Below are 17,802 nucleotides of genomic sequence, written 5' to 3' on the forward strand. Positions count from 1 at the left end.
CAGTGGTCAGGCGTGGTCTTCCTCGCCGAGCCGGTGGACCCGGATGAGGTTCGTCGACCCCACGGTACCGGGCGGGGAGCCCGCCACGACCACCATGAGGTCACCGGCCTGGTACCGCCCGATGGACAGCATCGACGCGTCCACCTGGCGGACCATCTCGTCGGTGGACTCCACCCTGGGCACCAGGAACGTCTCGGTCCCCCAGGTCAGCGACAGCTGGGCGCGCACGCTCTGCTCGGGCGTGAACGCGAGCAGCGGCAGGTGCGTGTGCAGGCGGGCGAGCCGCCGCACGGTGTCGCCGGACTGGGTGAAGGCGACCAGCGCCTTCGCGTTGAGGCGCTCGCCGATGTCGCGGGCCGCGTAGGAGATCACGCCGCGCTTGGTGCGCGGGACGTGGGTCAGCGGCGGCACGGTCGTCGACTCGGTCTCGACGTGCTCGATGATCCGGCTCATCGTCTGGACCGTCTCGATGACGTAGCGGCCGACGCTGGTCTCGCCGGACAGCATCAGCGCGTCCGCGCCGTCGAGCACGGCGTTCGCCACGTCGGAGGCCTCCGCGCGGGTCGGCCGGGAGTTGGTGATCATCGAGTCGAGCATCTGGGTCGCCACGATGACCGGCTTGGCGTTCTCGCGGGCGATCTGGATGGCCCGCTTCTGCACCAGCGGCACGTACTCCAGGGGGAGCTCGACGCCCAGGTCGCCGCGGGCGACCATGACGCCGTCGAAGGCCAGGACGATGGCCTCCAGGTTGTCCACCGCCTCCGGCTTCTCGATCTTGGCGATCACCGGGAGGCGGCGGCTGCCCGACCGGTCCATGACCTGGTGGACCAGGTCGATGTCGGCGGGCGAGCGGACGAAGGACAGGGCGATGAAGTCCACGCCCAGGCTGAGGGCGAACTCCAGGTCCTCGATGTCCTTCTCGGACATGGCGGGGACGGAGACGTCCATGCCGGGCAGGGACAAGCCCTTGTTGTTGCTGACGGGGCCGCCCTCGGTGACCTCGCAGACGACGTCCGGACCGTCGACCTCGATCACGACGAGGCCGACCTTGCCGTCGTCCACGAGCAGCCGGTCGCCGACCTTGGCGTCCTTGGCGAGCTCCTTGTAGGTGGTTGAGACCCGGTCGTGGGTGCCCTCGACGTCCTCGACGGTCACCCGCACGACGTCGCCCGTCCGCCACTCGACGGGACCGTGGGCGAAGCGCCCGAGCCTGATCTTGGGGCCCTGGAGGTCGGCGAGAACGCCCACCGCCCGACCCGAGGCCTCCGCCGCGGATCGCACCAGGTCGTAGACCTGCTTGTGATCTGCGTGGCTGCCGTGGCTGAAGTTCATCCTTGCCACGTCCATACCGGCCGCAACCAGCTCGTTGATCTTGTCAGCGGTGGCGGTGGCGGGGCCCAGGGTACAGACGATCTTCGCGCGTCGACTCACGTTCCAAGAGACTAGCCCTGCTGACTGGACCGATCAGGATGTACCCGGCGGTAATCCGCTCGAAACAGGGAAAATCCCCGGTGTGATGGCCAGATTCTTTCCGTTGGTGACCGCGCTGTCGCTCAGCGTCATCATTCTGTTCACCCCGGCGTCGGGCGTGCCCGGTTCGCCGCCCGGAACGGACAAGGTGGTGCACGCCGTCCTGTTCGCGCTGCTGGCGCTCACCGCGCTGCACGCCCGGCTGCCGCGCGGGGCGGCGCTGGCGGGGCTGGTGGCGTACGCCGGGCTGTCCGAGGTGGCGCAGCACCTGCTGACCGGCCTGGGGCGCTCCGGGGACGTGGCGGACGCCGTGACGGACGTCGCGGGAATCGGGCTGGGGTGGCTGCTGCACCGGCGGCTGGGTCACCGGGCAGGGCGGGTTCGAGGGGGTGCGGGCGGGCACTAGCGCGGATTTCCCCCGGCTCGGGAAGACTTCCGGTCCCGGACGTTCCAGGGGTTCGGACGTCCGGGACCGGAGCGGCGCCTTCGGGCGGCGCCTGCGGAGCGGTTTCCCGGATCAGCGCCGGAAGCCGACCTCGGTGACGCCGACGTGGTCGGCGCACCACTCGTTGAACGCCACCAGCTCGCGCCAGGCCCCGAGGACCCGGTCGAAGCACTCGCGCTCGTGCAGCACGTCGTCCGGCCCCCAGACCTTCGCGGCGTAGATCGACCGGTGCTTGAGCAGCTCCAGCCGGGGGTGCTCGGGGTCGGCGCCGCGCGGGGCGCGCTTGAGCCGGTTGCCCCTGATCTCCCAGCCGCCCGCGACGAGCTTGTCCAGGACGGCCCGCAGCTCCTCGCCCCGGCGCTCGTCGGCGGCGGACTCGCGGTAGCGCGCGAGCTGGTCGGACGCCATGGCGAACGACCCGCCGCCGACCATCAGCCCCTCGGGGCTGATCTGCGCGTAGTAGGCCCCGCCGCCCCGCCCGGACTCGACCACGCCGCCGCAGTGCGTCTTGTACGGCGTCTTGTCCTTGCTGAACCGGACGTCCCGGTGCGGCCGGAACACCTTCCCGGCCCCGAACTCCGCCTCCAGGTCGGCCAGCAGGGCGCGCATGGGGTCGCGGACGTCGGAGTGGTAGGTGTGCTTGTTGGCCTCCCAGTAGGCCTTGGAGTTGTCGGCCACGAGCCCGTCGAAGAAGTCGATCGCGTACTCACCGAACCCGCGGAATTCCATGGGCACAGCCTACTTCGCCGGTTCGGGTGGTTAGCGCAAACCCTGGGCGACGGGATGCGCGCCACAGGCCCCCACCGGGCGAGCAGCAGTTCACCCCATCGGGCAAGCGGACCCTCGTGCATTTATTCCACATCAAATGGGTAGGCTTTGTGGTGCGTTTGCGGCAACCCCTGTGCCGAACGCGCGGCCAGTGAAACTTTTCCGCATTTATCGAGAGGACTTCGACGTGAAGACTGCACGTGGCGGCGAGGGCGGCGACGGCGACGGCGACTGAGCCGTCGTCCGCCGTGCCCTCAGGCGATCTCACGCCTTCAGCTGATCTGCAGGAGCATCCCTAGTTCGCGGTGCGCCACCACGTCGACGCCGTCGACGTAGAACCGCGCGCGCCCCCGCTCGTCGGTCGCCCTGCCCCAGTGGACCCCCTCGTCGTGCTCGGAGAACCCGAACGGTTCGAACGCGGCGTCGACCCCCTCGGGCAGGGTGACCTGATATCTCGCGTAGGGAACCGGCCTGCCGAACCGGAACGTGAACTTGTCCGCTTTCCCCTCGCGCATGAACGGCATCGACTTGCCCGGCCAGTCGCACTCGACCACGACGGAGATCTCCTCGCCGACGCGCGGCGGTTCCGCGAAGTGGATGACCAGGCGCAGCCTGCCGTCCCCCAGCCACTGGACGGTGCGCTCCAGGTTCACGCCGGGCAGGTCACCGATCAGGAGCTTGCGCACCCGCAACCGCACCTTGCCCCGGTGCCGGGAGGGTTGCGGCCACCCGGAGCCGAAGGCCAGGCGCATGAACAGCATTCCGCTCTCGGTCACCTCGGCGCGGATGGTGGTGGTGTCGAGCGAATCGCCCCTGCTGTTCCGGATGACCGAGGACTCCTCCCACTTGATGAAGCGGTACGGGAGCCCCTCGTGGTCCAGGATCGCTTTCACGTAGCGCAGGACGAGCCCGCGGTGCGCGTCGGCCTCGCGGCGCAGGGAACCGAGACCGCCGATCAGCAGCAGCACCGAGCACAGCGCCAGCGACACCAGGAGCGCGACCGAGATCACTTGCACCAAGCCATCTCCGAGGACGAACCCGAGAATTGCGGACAGCAGCGCGGCGGCGGCCACCGATCTGATCACCGGGCGCGCGTCCTCACGCGTCAGGCAATCGCCGATCCGGGAGAGGAAGCCTTTGAGCACAAGAACCCCCGACGTTCCGTTCCAGCCCATCGTGAAATCACGGTAACCAGTTCCGGGAGGTCCAAGCGGCCCATTCTTCGAGGGGCGCGGTCCTGCTCACGGCCCCGGTGGCGCGCCTCCGAAAGGAGGCGTCGGGCTACCGTTCGACGCAGGCGGGTTGGGCCGGGTTCAGCAGTTCGGCCATCAGCTCGACGGGCAGCGCCGGGTTCGCGGCGGCGCGGCTGAGGGCGTTCCAGGGCGCGTCGTCGGCCAGCAGGACCGGGAACGCGGACGCGGGCAGGTTCGGGTGGGACGCCGCCTCCTCCGCCGTGCGCTCGTCGGACAGGCAGCGCAGCAGGGTGTCCGGTCCGGCGTTGGGGTGGGCGGCGATCGCGCGGTACGCCTTCCTCGGGGTTTCCGGGTCCCGCGCCATGCGGTCGAGCAGGTCGGGCGGGCAGTTCGGGTTGTGCGCCAGGCGCTGGTGCAGGCGGGGGCCGTGGCGGTCCGCGAGGGCGCGCAGGCGGTCCTCGGGCAGCGCGGGGTTCGCGATCACGGCCTTGACCACGACCACGTCCCCGTCCTCCGCGAACGCCTCCAGGAGGTCGTCGGGGAGGTCCTCGCGCGCGGCCACCAGCGCCCGCAGCCGCCGCACCGGCGAGGCCACCAGGGCGCGCAGCTCGTCGTGGGTGGCCGCGGCGATCCTGGGCAGCGGGTCGTGACCGGTGCGGGTGGTGCCGACCAGCGCCACCAGCACGTCCAGCGGAGCCTCCGGGTTGCGCAGGACCGCCTGGCGCACCTCGGGGTCCGGGTCGGACGCCAGGGCGCGCAGCAGCTCCTGCGGCACGAGCGGGTGCCGCGCGGCGGCCCGGCGGGCCGCGGGCAGCGGGTCGGCGAGCAGCGCGACGACCGCCTCGCGCGGCAGGTTCGGGTGCTCGGCGAGGTCCCGGCGCACCCAGGGCTCCGGGTGGCCCACCAGCGCCAGCAGCACCTCCGGCGGCGTGCTCCCGTTGCAGGACAGCGCTTTCCGCAGGTCCGCCGACGGGTGCGCGAGCAGCTCCGCCGCCAGTTCGGCGGTGAGCGGCTGGCAGGCGGCGGCGTCCCTCGCGACCTCGACGACCGGATCGCGCACCAGTGCCGCGACGACGTCGGCGGGCAGCTCCTCCCCGCGCTCGGCCAACCGGGCGCGCACCTCGGGATCGGGGTGCGCGGCGACGCGGCGCACGAGGTCCGGGTCCGCGCCGGGGCGCGCGGCGACCACCACCGCCAGCCGGTCGTCCTCGGTGGGGACGTCACCGGGCGCGATCGCGCCGGACTCCAGCAGCGCGGCCACGACCGACCCGTCGCCGGAGTCCAGCAGCGCCCGTGCCTGCGCGGGCGAGAGGTCGCCCCGCTGGGCCAGGTCGAGCTTCAGGTCGAGACCGGCGGTGGCGATGAGCTGGTCCAGCAGCGCGGTGGGCAACGCCGGGTTCTCGGCCAGCCCGGACAACCGCACGTCGCGCTCCAGCAACCAGACCCCCACGCCACGCCGAATCCGGGCACCCCGGGGAAGAGGCCGGACGCGACCGTCGGCAGCCCCTGACAAACCCAGGTCGATCATCGGGGAGCGGACAGTGGGAAAGCCACCCCTTTTCACGGGGCGATCCGGGGAGAACCGGGTGATTTCCCAGCCCTGCCGCGAACCCGAGCCGGGGCGGAACCCGCCCGGCGGGAACCGCCCCGGCGCGATCCCCGGAAGGAGAACCGCCCCCCGACACCGTTGTCGGGGGGCGGCGGTCAGTGGAGGGGCGGCGCTGCCCTCCCGCTGCTGTCGCGGCGCACCTCGTCGTGCGCCGCAGCCCCGGGTCCGGTCAGACCACGGCCAGCGGCAGCTGGTTCGGGATCACCGGGGACGGCAGGTCGGACGAGCCGGTCAGGTAGCGGTCGACCGCGTTGGCCACCGAGCGGCCCTCGGCGATCGCCCACACCACCAGGGACGCGCCCCGGTGCGCGTCGCCGCAGACGAACACGCCGGGCGCGCTGGTCTGCCAGTCCGAACCGCACGAGATCGTGCTGCGGGCGCTCAGGGAGATGCCCAGCCCGTCCAGCAGCGGCATCTGCTCGACGCCCTCGAAGCCGATCGCGAGCAGCACCAGGTCGGCGGGCAGCTCCTCGACCTCCTCGGACATCGGCACCACCACGCGCTTGCCGGTGGAGTCCCGCTGCACCTTCACCTTGCGCAGCTTGACCGCCGTGACGCGCCCGTCCTCGCCGGTGAACTCCTCGACGGCCACGGCGAACCGCCGCTCGCCGCCCTCCTCGTGCGCCGCGTAGGTGCGCAGGATCCACGGCCACACCGGCCACGGGGACCGCGCGTCGTCGCGCTGCGACGGGGGCTGCGGGTACTGGTCGAGCTGCGTCACCGACAGCGCGCCCTGCCGCACGGCCGTGCCGTAGCAGTCCGCGCCGGTGTCGCCGCCGCCGATGACCACCACGTGCTTGCCCGCCGCGCTGATCGCGGGGGCCCCGTCGCCCTCGCACGCGCGGTTGGCGGGCACCAGGTGCTCCATCGCCAGGTGGACGCCGTCGAGCGAGCGGCCGGGCGTGGTCGTGTCGTCGCGACCGCGCAGCGCGCCGACCGCGAGCACCACGGCGTCGAACGACGCGCGCAGCTCCTCCACGGTCAGGTCGACGCCGACCTCGCAGCCGGTGACGAACTTCGTGCCCTCCTTGCGCAGCTGCGCGAGGCGCCGGTCGAGGACCTTCTTCTCCATCTTGAACTCGGGGATGCCGTACCGCAGCAGCCCGCCGAGCCGGTCGTCCCGCTCGTACACGGTGACCTCGTGCCCGGCGCGGGTGAGCTGCTGGGCGGCGGCCAGCCCGGCGGGGCCGGAGCCGACCACGGCGACCTTCTTGCCCGAGGACACCTGGGACTGGCTGGCCTTGACCGAGCCGTTCTCCCACGCGGTGTCGGCGATGGCCTGCTCGACCCGCTTGATCGCCACCGCTCCCCCGGCGTCGGGGGTGATGGCGAGCACGCACGCCGCCTCGCAGGGCGCCGGGCACAGCCTGCCGGTGAACTCCGGGAAGTTGTTGGTCGCGTGCAGCCGGTGCGACGCGGACTCCCAGTCGCCCCGGCGGACCAGGTCGTTCCACTCGGGGATCAGGTTGCCGAGCGGGCAGCCCGCGCTGCCGGAGTGGCAGAACGGGACGCCGCAGTCCATGCACCGGGTGGCCTGGACGCGGACCTGCGCCTCGCGGACCTCCGGCCCCTGGTCGAGGTAGACCTCGTCCCAGTCGGCGGCGCGCTCGGCCGCGGGCCGCTTCCTGGCCTCGGCGCGGGTGTGCTTGAGAAAGCCCTGGGGGTCAGCCACGGGAGGCCTCCATGATCGCCTGGTCGACGTCCCGGCCCTCCGCGCGAGCGAGCCTCATCGCTTCGAGCACGCGCTGGTAGTCCCTGGGCATGACCTTCGTGAACACCGCGGACCGCCGGGGCCAGTCGCCGAGCAGCGACGCGGCCACGGCCGATCCGGTGAGCTGGTGGTGCCGCTCGACGACCTCGCGCAGCCAGCGCAGGTCGTCGCCGCTGGGCCGCTGGAGCTCGACCATCTCCTTGTTGACGGCCTTGGGATCGAGGTCGAGCACGAACGCGATGCCGCCGGACATGCCCGCGGCCAGGTTGCGCCCGGTCGGTCCGAGCACGACGGCGCGACCGCCGGTCATGTACTCGAACGCGTGGTCGCCGACGCCCTCGGACACGGCCAGCGCGCCGGAGTTGCGCACGCAGAACCGCTCGCCGACCCGGCCGCGCAGGAACAGCTCGCCCGCGGTGGCGCCGTAGCCGATGACGTTGCCCGCGATGACCTGCCGCTCGGCGGCGAACGGCGCGTCGGGGTGCGGTCGCACCACGATCCGGCCGCCGGACAGGCCCTTGCCGACGTAGTCGTTGGCGTCGCCGATCATCTCCAGCGTGACGCCGCGCGGCAGGAACGCGCCGAGCGACTGGCCGGCGGAGCCGGTGAACTGCACGTGGATGGTGTCGTCGGGCAGCCCGTCGCCGCCGAAGCGGCGGGTGACCTCGGCGCCCAGCAGGGTGCCGACGGTGCGGTTGACGTTGCGCAGCGGCAGTTCCAGGCGCACCGGGTGCGCGTCCTCCAGCGCCGCCTCGGCGAGCTGGATGAGCGTGCGGTCGAGCGCCTGGTCGAGGCCGTGGTCCTGGTCGCGGACCCGGCGCCTGGCCGTGCGGTACGGGGTCTCGGGCACCGCGAACACCGGGGTCAGGTCGAGCCCTTCGGCCTTCCAGTGCTCGATGGCCTCGTCGGTGCGCAGCAGCTCCGCGTGGCCGACGGCCTCGTCGATGGTGCGGAAGCCGAGCGCGGCCAGGTGCTCCCTGACCTCCTGGGCGACGAACTCGAAGAAGTTCACCACGTGGTCGGCCTGCCCGGTGTACCGCTTGCGCAGCTCCGGGTTCTGGGTGGCCACGCCCACCGGGCAGGTGTCCAGGTGGCACACGCGCATCATGACGCAGCCCGCGACGATCAGCGGCGCGGTGGCGAAGCCGAACTCCTCGGCGCCGAGCAGCGCGGCGACGACCACGTCGCGGCCGGTGCGCATGGCCCCGTCGACCTGCACGGTGATGCGGTCGCGCAGGCCGTTGAGCAGCAGCGTCTGCTGGGTCTCGGCCAGGCCGATCTCCCACGGGGTGCCCGCGTGCTTGAGCGAGTTCATCGGGGACGCGCCGGTGCCGCCGTCGTGGCCGGAGACCAGCACGACGTCCGCGTGCGCCTTCGCCACGCCCGCCGCGACCGTGCCGACGCCGAGCGCGGAGACCAGCTTCACGTGGACGCGGGCCCGCTCGTTGGCGTTCTTGAGGTCGTGGATGAGCTGGGCGAGGTCCTCGATGGAGTAGATGTCGTGGTGCGGCGGCGGGGAGATCAGGCCGACGCCGGGCGTGGAGTGCCGGGTGCGGGCGATCCACGGGTACACCTTGTAGCCGGGCAGCTGGCCGCCCTCGCCGGGCTTCGCGCCCTGCGCCATCTTGATCTGGATGTCGCTGGCGTTGACCAGGTACTCGCTGGTGACGCCGAACCGGCCGCTGGCGACCTGCTTGACGGCGGAGCGGCGCTCCGGGTCGTGCAGGCGCTCGGGGTCCTCGCCGCCCTCGCCGCTGTTGGACCGGCCGCCGAGCCGGTTCATCGCGATCGCGAGGGTCTCGTGGGCCTCGGAGGAGATGGAGCCGTAGGACATCGCGCCGGTGTTGAACCGCTTGACGATGGCGCTGACCGGCTCGACCTCGTCGATCGGGATCGGCGTGCGGCCCTCGGTGCGGAAGGAGAACAGGCCGCGCAGGGTGCCGCCCTGGCGGGCGAGCTGCTCGACCTCCTCGGTGTACCGGCGGTACACGTCGGCCTTGCGGGTCTTGGCGGCGTGCTGGAGCAGGAACACCGTCTCGGGGGTGAACAGGTGCAGCTCGCCCTCGCGGCGGTACGAGTACTCGCCGCCGACCTCCAGGCGCCGGTGCACGCGGTCGGTCGGGTTGTCCGGGTGGGCGCGGCGGTGCCGCAGCGCGACCTCCTTGGCGAGCACGTCCAGGCCTGCGCCCCCGAGCTTGGAGACGGTGCCGGTGAAGTACTCGTCGAGCAGGTCGGTGGACAGGCCGACGGCCTCGAAGACCTGGGCGGCGGTGTACGCGCCGACCGTGGAGATGCCCATCTTGGACATGATCTTCAAGGTGCCCTTGACCAGGGCCTTGACGTAGTTGCGGATGGCCTTGCGGGGCTCGATGCCGCTGATCGCGCCCTGCCGGACCAGGTCCTCGATGGTCTCGAAGGCCAGGTACGGGTTCACGGCGGCGGCGCCGTAGCCGAGCAGCGCGGCGATGTGGTGCACCTCGCGGGCGTCGCCGGTCTCGACGACGAGCGCGACGCGCAGCCGCTCCTTGGTGCGCACCAGGTGGTGGTGCACGGCGGAGACCAGCAGCAGCGACGGGATGGGCGCGAGCCGGTGGTCGGAGTCGCGGTCGGACAGCACCAGGGTGCGGGCGCCCGCGGCGATGGCCTCGGACGCCTCGCGGCGCACCCGCTCGACGGCCTCGCGCAGCGCCTCGCCGCCGCCGTCCACGTCGTACAGGCCGCTCAGGACGGTGCAGGCGAAGCCGGGAAGGTCCCCGTCGTCGTTGACGTGGATCAGCTTGGCCAGCTCGTCGTTGTCGATGACGGGGTAGGCCAGCTTGATGTGCCTGCACGAGACCGGGCTCGGGTCGAGCAGGTTCTGCTCGGGGCCCATGACGCGGGAGACGGAGGTGACGATCTCCTCGCGGATGGCGTCCAGCGGCGGGTTGGTGACCTGCGCGAAGTTCTGGACGAAGTAGTCGTAGAGCAGCCGGGGGCGCTGGGAGAGCGCGGCCACCGGGGTGTCGGTGCCCATCGAGGCGAGCGGCTCCATGCCGCCCACGGACATGGGCGCGAGCAGGATGCGCAGCTCTTCCTCGGTGTAGCCGAAGGTGAGCTGGCGGCGCAGCACGGACTCGTGGCTCTGCACGACGTGCTCGCGGTCGGGCAGCTCCTCCAGGCTGAGCAGGCCCGCGTGCAGCCACTCCTCGTAGGGGTGCTCGGCGGCGAGGGCGGACTTGAACTCCTCGTCCTCGACGATGCGGCCCTGCTCGGTGTCGACCAGGAACATCCGGCCGGGCTGCAGGCGGCCCTTGGCGACGACCTGGTCGGCGGGCACGTCGAGCACGCCGGTCTCGCTGGCCAGCACGACGCGGCCGTCGGCGGTCTGCCACCAGCGGGCCGGGCGCAGGCCGTTGCGGTCCAGGACCGCGCCGACGAGCGTGCCGTCGGTGAAGGTGACGCAGGCGGGGCCGTCCCACGGCTCCATGAGGCTGGCGTGGAACTCGTAGAACGCGCGGCGGCCCGCGTCCATGGAGGCGTGGTTCTCCCACGCCTCGGGGATCATCATCAGCACCGCGTGCGGCAGGCTGCGGCCACCGAGGTGGAGCAGTTCGAGGACCTCGTCGAAGGACGCCGAGTCCGAGCCGTCCGGGTGGCAGATCGGGAAGAGCCTGCTCAGGTCGCCGGGCACCAGGTCGGAGGCGAGCAGCGCCTCGCGGGCGCGCATCCGGTTGCGGTTGCCGCGCACGGTGTTGATCTCGCCGTTGTGCGCGACGTACCGGAAGGGGTGCGCCAGCGGCCACGACGGGAAGGTGTTGGTGGAGAACCGGCTGTGCACGAGGGCGATGGCGCTGGCCAGCCGCTCGTCGCGCAGGTCGGGGAAGAACGCGGGGAGCTGGGTGGTGGTCAGCATCCCCTTGTAGACGACGGTGCGCGCGGACAGCGACGGGAAGTAGGCGCCGACCTGCGCGGTGGCGGTCTCGTGCTCGACGCGCTTGCGCAGCGCGAACGCGAGCCGGTCGAGGGTGATGCCGCTCTCGCCGCCCACGCCCTTGACGAACAGCATGGCGAAGTGCGGCATGACCGAGCGGGCGGTGGGGCCGATGTCGGCGCGCTCCGGGTCGACCGGGACCTCGCGCCAGCCGAGGACCTCGAGGCCCTCCTCCTCGGCGATCCGCTCGGCGAGCGCGACGGCCTTGGCGCGGTCACCGGGTTCGGCGGGGAGGAAGGCGGTGCCCGCGGCGTAGGAACCGCGCTCGGGCAGGTCGAAGTCCACGCTCTCGCGCAGGAACTCGTCGGGGAGCTGGAGCAGGATCCCGGCACCGTCGCCGCTGGTCGGCTCCGCTCCGGCTGCGCCCCGGTGCTCCAGGTTGGCCAGCGCGGTCAGCGCGTCGACTACGATCGCGTGCGAACGCCTGCCGAACGTGTCGGCGACCATCGCGACACCACAGGCGTCACGCTCCGCATTGGGGTCGTAGAGACCCTGCGCGGAGGGGATGGCGGAGAAGATCACTGCGTAGACCTCCCTCGTCGTCGTTCGAGAGAACGAGTCCTCGTGCTCAGTCCTGGGAATCTCGGCTTCTGGGCACGGGACGACGATGGCCCGCGTGTTGACGCGACTTTAACAGCCGTGAAACCAAGTCACACCATCCAATGGGTGATCCCGGCTGTTGGCAAGTAACGATTGGGAGGCGGGGGACGATAGAGCCCCTGAGCTGTTACGCCGTGTTAAGCATAACTCCGCGAACGTGCGGGCGCGTCCCCGTTGAGACGCGGGGAACAGCGACAACACTCATCCGGCGGACTGCTCGATCCCCGCTCTTTCGTTACTCTGCGTCGACTTCTTTCGGCCGGAGCGCCCAGCGGCACCCCTGTTGGTGACGTGCTCCGCGTCCTTCTCGCTCAGCGGAGCCGTTCGTTCGACCGCCCTCGGCGACCGTCCCGAGTGGAGCGGGACCGCCTCCGACCGGCGGATCGGGTTGCGGGAGACGCGCGGGCGTGTGCGCCGGATCGGATCTCCCGTTGTGCGGGTCGGGTGGTTTTTCCACCCGCCCAGCGGAATCGCGGGACATTCTGCGTTCAGGTTCAAGATCCCGTCAAGGGGCGGCGGCGCTCGGGGCCGGTCCGTGGCGCTGAGTGATCTTCCGCGTCCCCCGGAGGGGGTGGGTTCCCGGTCCTCCGCGGGCGCGAACACGGCGTGGCCGGACCTGGGGTGACACGGGGTCGTGGCGGGCGCCGGACGGGCGGCGGCACGGGCCGGTTCGACTGTGACGGGCGGGTTGCGACTCGGAGAACCCACCCCATCGTGTCCTCTTCGGACGCCACCGGGCGGCGCGGCCCCGTTCGCCCCCGGAGTGACCCGAGGGCCCCGCCCCCGCGTGCTGCGGAGACGGGGCCCTCGGCGTCGGGGAGGCGGTCAGCGGGCGCCCGCGCCCACCGGCTGCTTGCTGGTCTCGTCGTCGTCGCCGTGCTGCTGGTCCATCAGCCTGTCGACGTCGACCGAGTCCGGGTCGTCCAGGACGCGCTTGAGCTGCTCGCCGTCGAGCTGCTTCTGCCACTTGGCGATCACCAGGGTGCCGATGCCGTTGCCGACGACGTTGGTCAGCGCGCGGGCCTCGGACATGAAGCGGTCGATGCCGACGATCAGGGCGATGCCGACGGCCGGGATGGCGCTGTTGGCCTCGAACGCCTGCAGCGAGGCGGCCAGGGTGACCAGGCCCGCGCCGGTGACGCCCGCCGCGCCCTTGGAGGCCAGCAGCATGAACAGCAGCAGGCCGATCTGGGTGCCGATGCTGACGTCGTGGCCGGTGGCCTGGGCGATGAAGATCGCGCCCATGGTCAGGTAGATGCAGGTGCCGTCGAGGTTGAACGAGTAGCCGGTCGGGATGGTCAGGCCGACGACGGACTTGTCCGCGCCCGCCGCCTCCAGCTTGACCAGCATCCGGGGCAGCACCGACTCGCTGGAGGACGTGCCGAGCACGATCAGCAGCTCGTCCTTGATGTAGCGCAGGAACTTCACGATGTTGACGCCTGCGTACATGCCGACGCCGCCGAGGACGACGAACACGAACAGGATGCAGGTGACGTAGAACGAGCCCATCAGCCAGGCGAGCTTGCCGAGGATCGTGCCGCCGAACTTGCCGATCGTGTAGGCGATGCCGCCGAACGCGCCGATCGGGGCCGCGTACATGACGATCTTGATGACGCCGAACATGACCTTGGCGGTGGTGTCCAGGGCGGTGACGACGCGCTCGCCGCGCTTGCCCATGCCCGCCACGGCGACCGCGACCAGGATCGCGACGACGAGGACCTGGATCAGCTGGCCGTCGGTGAACGCGCCGACGAACGACTTGGGGACCAGGCTCAGGATGAAGCCGGTGACGCCGGTCTCGGCGGTGGCGGCGTCGGCGAGGGTCTTCTCGGCGGCCGAGTCGTTGATCGGGATGGCCGGGCCGTGGTGGCCGGGCTGCACGACGTTGACCACGACCATGCCGATGGCGAGCGCCACCGTGGTCATCGCGGTGAAGTACAGGATGGTGCGCAGCGCCAGGCCGCCCGCCTTGGCCAGGTTGCCCAGGCCCGCGATGCCGACGACGACGGTGCAGAAGATGGTCGGGGCGATGACGACCTTGACCAGCGCGACGAAGAAGTCGGCGAGCCACTTCATGCCGGACGCCTGGGCCGGGAAGGCGTACCCGACTACCACGCCCAGCACGATCGACACCAGCACCCAGAAGTACAGGTGCTTGTAGATCGGCTTGCGCTCACGGGTTTCCGCGGTGACCACGTTGTCCTCCTCAAGGGGCCCGGCGGGTGTTGTCCGGTGATCCTGAGCACAGTGGGAACTCACGGCAAGTCGCTCGACTGAAACTTCAGATCCCTCTGACGTAACACTCTGTTCACGCGGATGCGGGAACGCGCCCCCTAGGACGGTGGCAGCGGGTGACGAACCCGTGTTGACCGGGCACGGAGCGCTGCGGGCAAGCGCTTGGCGGGGGCGCGGGGCGCAGACGTGGTCACGGTGGGCGACTCCCGGTGCGGACGGGTGGTCCGGGGGCGGTCGGCGGGGGCGGGGACGCGGCTCACACCCCGTTCGGGTGGACAGGGGGCGGGTCGGGTGGGAGGGCTCGCGGGCGGGGCGGCGAGCCGGGCGGTGGCACTCGGGAGGCCGGGGATGGCAGGCTGCCGCGGCGGGACGGGCTTGGTTGGGATGGCCGATCGGGACCGGCGGGCGGGGACGGGCGCGGTCGGGGTGCCGGTCGGGATCGGCGGGCAGGGACGGGCGCGGCCGGGATCGGCGGGTCGGTCTCGGCGGGACGGGACGGGCTCGGTCGGCGTGCCGGTCGGATCGGCGGCCGGGGTCGGGTTCGGCTGGGATGTCGCTTGGAGCCGGTAGGCGGGATCGGGTTCGGTCGGGCTCGGCGGGTCGGGGCGGGCTCGGCCGGGATCGGCGGGCGGGGTCGGATTCGGCCAGGGGCTCGACCGAGGCCGGCGGGCGGGGTCGGGCTCGCTCGGGATGGGTTGGCCGTGATCTGTGGTTCGGGAGGGAGCCGGAGTGGGGTCGTTCGCCGGGAAGCGGTCCGGGCGCGTCGCCGGTCGTGGGCTCCCCGCCCGCGGTCCTGCCGGGACCGGCGTCTCGCGACGGGCGCTGCTGCTGTCGGCGCTGCCCGCGCTGACCTCGGTGGCCTGCGGTCCGGCCGATCCGGTGGGTCCGGGGTCGCTGGTGCTGGCGACCGGTCCGGACGGGGCGGTGTTCCGGGAGATCGGGGCGGCGCTGGCGTCCGCGCTCGCCGAGAACCTCCCCGGCACCAGGGTGACCGCGCGCCAGACCGGGGCGTCGGTGGAGAACGTCCGGCTGCTCAAGGAGGGCGCCGTCGACCTCGGGCTGTCCTCGCTGGACGCGATCGTGGACACGCCGCTCAGCGACTCCGACCCGGCGGGCGTCAGCGCGGTGGGCCGGTTGTACGACAGCTTCCTGCAGGTCGTGGTGCCGGGTGACTCGCCGGTGCGCAGGCTCGCCGACCTGTCCGGTCTGCGGGTGTCGCTGGGCCCGGTCGAGTCGGGCAGCGAGTTCACCGGGACCAGGCTGCTCGACCTGCTGGGCATCCGCGCGCAGGGCCTGCGGATGGCGCACGACGAGGCGTCCCGGCGCCTGGCGTCGGGCGCGATCGACGCGGCGGTGCTGCTCACCGGCATCCCCACCCCGGCGGTCAGCACCCTGCTGAGCGGTCGCCCGCCCCGCCTCCTCGACCTGCCCGACGAGGCCGAGGCCCTGGCCCGCGCCTACCCAGGCCCGTACGTTCCCGCGACCATCCCGGCCACCACCTACGGCCCGCTGGGCCCGTGCCGGACCCTGGCCGTGCCGAACCTCCTGCTGGCCCGCACCGCGCTGGCCGAGGACGCCGTCGAGGTCGTCACCAGGACGGTGTTCACCGAGTCCGAGCGCATCGTCGCGGGCCACCCGGAGGCCAGCCGGATCAACGTGCGGACGGGCATCGCGACGGGCCAGGTCCCGCTGCACCGGGGCGCGGCGCGCTGGTTCCGCGAGGTGAAGCGCTGACCGGGGCGCGGGGGCGAGCTGACGGGCGCACTGGCTGACGGGCGCTAGTGGGCGCTGACGGGAGGGTCCCGGGGCCTGTCACGGGACCTGTCACGGGGTGGCTGGCTGACACGGTGGGGTGAACCGCCGCCGAGCACTGCCCGGAGGCCCGGTTCTTGTCGGACCCCGGTGCGATCGTGGTGACGCGGGTGGACGGCTACCGGGTGTCGGTTCTCGCCGAGACGTGCCACGGGTGCTCCGGGCGCGGCGATGGGTGCTGCGCCGGCGGGGTGCGTGGCGTGGTCAGGTTTGCCCATGTTCCCGGCGGCCGGACGCGAGTGAGACTGGTCCGCGGGTTCGGGGCGGCCAGCGGCCAGCGGGTTCGGAGCGGCCTGCGGGCTCGGATCGGGGTGCCAGCTCGAAGCGGCCAGCCAGCCAGCTCGGGTCGGGGTGCGGGCTCAGGTCGGGGTGCAGGTTCTGGTCGGGATGTGGGCTCGGGTCGGGGCGCTGGCTCGGGTCGGGGTGTGGGCTCGGCTCGGGTCGGGGCGCTGGCTCGGGGCCGCGGCTCGGGATGGTGTGCGCGGGGTGGTGTGCTCGGGATGGTGCGCGGGTTGGTGCGTGCGGGGTTCGGGGGTGTTGTGGGGTCAGGGGGTCGGGCGGGTTCTCAGGCGGACCGTCGCGGTCAGGCCGTTCGGGGTGGCTTCGGTCAGGGTCAGGGCGCCGCCCGCCGAGGTGATGAGCTCGGCGCAGATCGCCAGGCCGAGGCCGGTTCCCGCGATGTTCTGGTGGCGGGGCGAGCGCCAGAAGCGGCTGAGGGCGTTCGCGCGCTCCTGGTCGTCCAGGCCCGTGCCGTTGTCGGTCACGTGCAGCTCCACGTCCTCGCCCGCCGTCCCGGCCCAGATCCTGATCTCGGTGGCGCCGGACAGCCGGATCGCGTTGCCCACCAGCTCGTCGAGCACGCTGCCCAGGCCGCCCGGCGGTTCGAGCACGCGCAGACCAGGGGGGACCTCCACCCGCAGCGCCACGCCGCCCGCCAGCGCCCGCCAGCCGGGCGCGTGCGCGGCCAGCAGCGGGTCGACCTCCACCGGTTCCGCCGACGACGCGCTGTCCAGGCGGGTCGCGGCGAGCAGGGCGTCCAGGACGCGGCCCATCTCCTCCGCCTCCTCCACGGCGATCCGCTGCGCCTCGCGGCCCGCGTCGTCGCGGACGTGGTGCTCCAGGTCGTCCACCGCCAGCCGCAGGCTCGCCAGCGGGTTGCGCAGCTGGTGGGAGGCGTCCGAGACGAACGCCCGCTGGCGGCGCAGCGCCCGCCCCACCACGTCCACCATCGTGTTGAACGACGCCGCCAGCCTGCGCAGCTCCGGCGGGCCCCCGACCTCGTCCACGCGCGCGTCCAGCTCGCCGCCCGCGACCGCCGCGGTGGCCTCGTCCAGGCTGCGCACCGGGCGCAGCACCCACCGCGACATCGGCCACGCCACCGCGACCGCGCCCAGCAGCGGCAGCAGGCCGAGCAGCGCCAGCAGCCCCCACTGCCGGGCCACCTCGGCGCGCAGCCGCCCGGTCGGCGAGATCGTCACGACCGCCGCCACGACCTCGCTGTCCCGCCCCACCGGCTCCACCACGACCAGGTCGCGCCGCTCCCACGGCCACACCGACGGGTCGCCCTCGCCCCGGTAACCGCTGAACGCCGCGTGCAGGCCCGCGCGCACGGCCGGGTCGCTGCGGTCGAACGGGGTCCGGGACTCGACCAGCGCGGTGCCGTCCGTGCCGATCAGCGCCGCAGGGATGCCGTAGAGCTGGTCGTAGCGCACCAGCTCCTCGCGCAGCGCGGTCAACCGGTTGGAGGCGAGCGCGTTCTCCGCGAGCGAGGCGAACCGGCTCGCGTCGCCCAACCGGTCCAGGTAGGTGGCCTGGCTCTCGCGCTGCACGACGGAGAACGCCAGCGGCACGCCGAGCGCGCCCACCAGGCCCACGAGCAGCGGCACGATCAGCGCCAGCAGTCTCCGGAACACGCCGACCTCCGCCGGGGGACACGGTCACGGCCCGGTGCGACCTGGGCGCCGGGCGCGCGTTCTTGAAGCTCGGGCG

At 72.6% G+C, this 17,802-nt stretch carries 10 protein-coding genes; 2 read left to right on the forward strand and 8 right to left on the reverse strand.

Annotation, left to right across the window (positions count from 1 at the left end; all coding sequences use genetic code 11):
• Positions 1–6 precede the first annotated feature (6 nt).
• Positions 7–1,431: a pyruvate kinase gene (gene pyk / locus CNX65_RS27870; RefSeq protein ID WP_096496398.1), complete on the reverse strand. Its 1,425-nt coding sequence runs from the start codon at positions 1,429–1,431 to the stop codon at positions 7–9.
• A gap of 85 nt (positions 1,432–1,516) precedes the next feature.
• Between pyk and CNX65_RS27875 the strand changes: the two genes are divergently transcribed.
• Complete coding sequence (locus tag CNX65_RS27875; protein WP_096498037.1) at positions 1,517–1,876, forward strand: VanZ family protein; 360 nt, start codon at positions 1,517–1,519, stop codon at positions 1,874–1,876.
• A gap of 111 nt (positions 1,877–1,987) precedes the next feature.
• Here the strand turns inward: CNX65_RS27875 and CNX65_RS27880 are convergent, their stop codons facing one another.
• From CNX65_RS27880 to dctA, 6 genes are all read right to left on the reverse strand, one after another.
• The gene (locus tag CNX65_RS27880) at positions 1,988–2,644 is read right to left on the reverse strand and encodes a DUF2461 domain-containing protein (RefSeq protein ID WP_096496399.1); all 657 of its coding nucleotides are present in this window, start codon (positions 2,642–2,644) and stop codon (positions 1,988–1,990) included.
• Between the two features lie 311 nt (positions 2,645–2,955).
• Positions 2,956–3,768: a hypothetical protein gene (locus tag CNX65_RS27885; RefSeq protein WP_157767883.1), complete on the reverse strand. Its 813-nt coding sequence runs from the start codon at positions 3,766–3,768 to the stop codon at positions 2,956–2,958.
• Between the two features lie 196 nt (positions 3,769–3,964).
• On the reverse strand, positions 3,965–5,326 hold the full coding sequence (locus CNX65_RS27890) for a variant leucine-rich repeat-containing protein (protein WP_096496401.1): 1,362 nt from the start codon (positions 5,324–5,326) through the stop codon (positions 3,965–3,967).
• Between the two features lie 328 nt (positions 5,327–5,654).
• On the reverse strand, positions 5,655–7,157 hold the full coding sequence (locus tag CNX65_RS27895; RefSeq protein WP_096496402.1) for a glutamate synthase subunit beta: 1,503 nt from the start codon (positions 7,155–7,157) through the stop codon (positions 5,655–5,657).
• On the reverse strand, positions 7,150–11,688 hold the full coding sequence (gene gltB / locus CNX65_RS27900) for a glutamate synthase large subunit (RefSeq protein WP_096496403.1): 4,539 nt from the start codon (positions 11,686–11,688) through the stop codon (positions 7,150–7,152). The genes CNX65_RS27895 and gltB overlap by 8 nt, the downstream gene beginning before the upstream one ends.
• Before the next feature lie 903 nt (positions 11,689–12,591).
• Positions 12,592–13,962, reverse strand: a complete 1,371-nt coding sequence (gene dctA / locus CNX65_RS27905) for a C4-dicarboxylate transporter DctA (RefSeq protein WP_096496404.1) — start codon at positions 13,960–13,962, stop codon at positions 12,592–12,594.
• Between the two features lie 768 nt (positions 13,963–14,730).
• Here dctA and CNX65_RS27910 point away from each other — a divergent pair.
• Complete coding sequence (locus CNX65_RS27910; protein WP_232520037.1) at positions 14,731–15,735, forward strand: TAXI family TRAP transporter solute-binding subunit; 1,005 nt, start codon at positions 14,731–14,733, stop codon at positions 15,733–15,735.
• Between the two features lie 623 nt (positions 15,736–16,358).
• Here the strand turns inward: CNX65_RS27910 and CNX65_RS27920 are convergent.
• Complete coding sequence (locus tag CNX65_RS27920; protein WP_096496405.1) at positions 16,359–17,726, reverse strand: sensor histidine kinase; 1,368 nt, start codon at positions 17,724–17,726, stop codon at positions 16,359–16,361.
• Between the last annotated feature and the right edge of the window lie 76 nt (positions 17,727–17,802).

Source organism: Actinosynnema pretiosum (assembly GCF_002354875.1).
Taxonomy (GTDB): Bacteria; Actinomycetota; Actinomycetes; order Mycobacteriales; family Pseudonocardiaceae; genus Actinosynnema; species Actinosynnema auranticum.

Bases quoted from the DNA above. Each gene is read 5' to 3' on its own strand.
- CNX65_RS27875 (WP_096498037.1), top strand. From the start codon at position 1,517: ATGGCCAGATTCTTTCCGTTGGTGACCGCGCTGTCGCTCAGCGTCATC.
- CNX65_RS27880 (WP_096496399.1), bottom strand. From the start codon at position 2,644: ATGGAATTCCGCGGGTTCGGTGAGTACGCGATCGACTTCTTCGACGGG.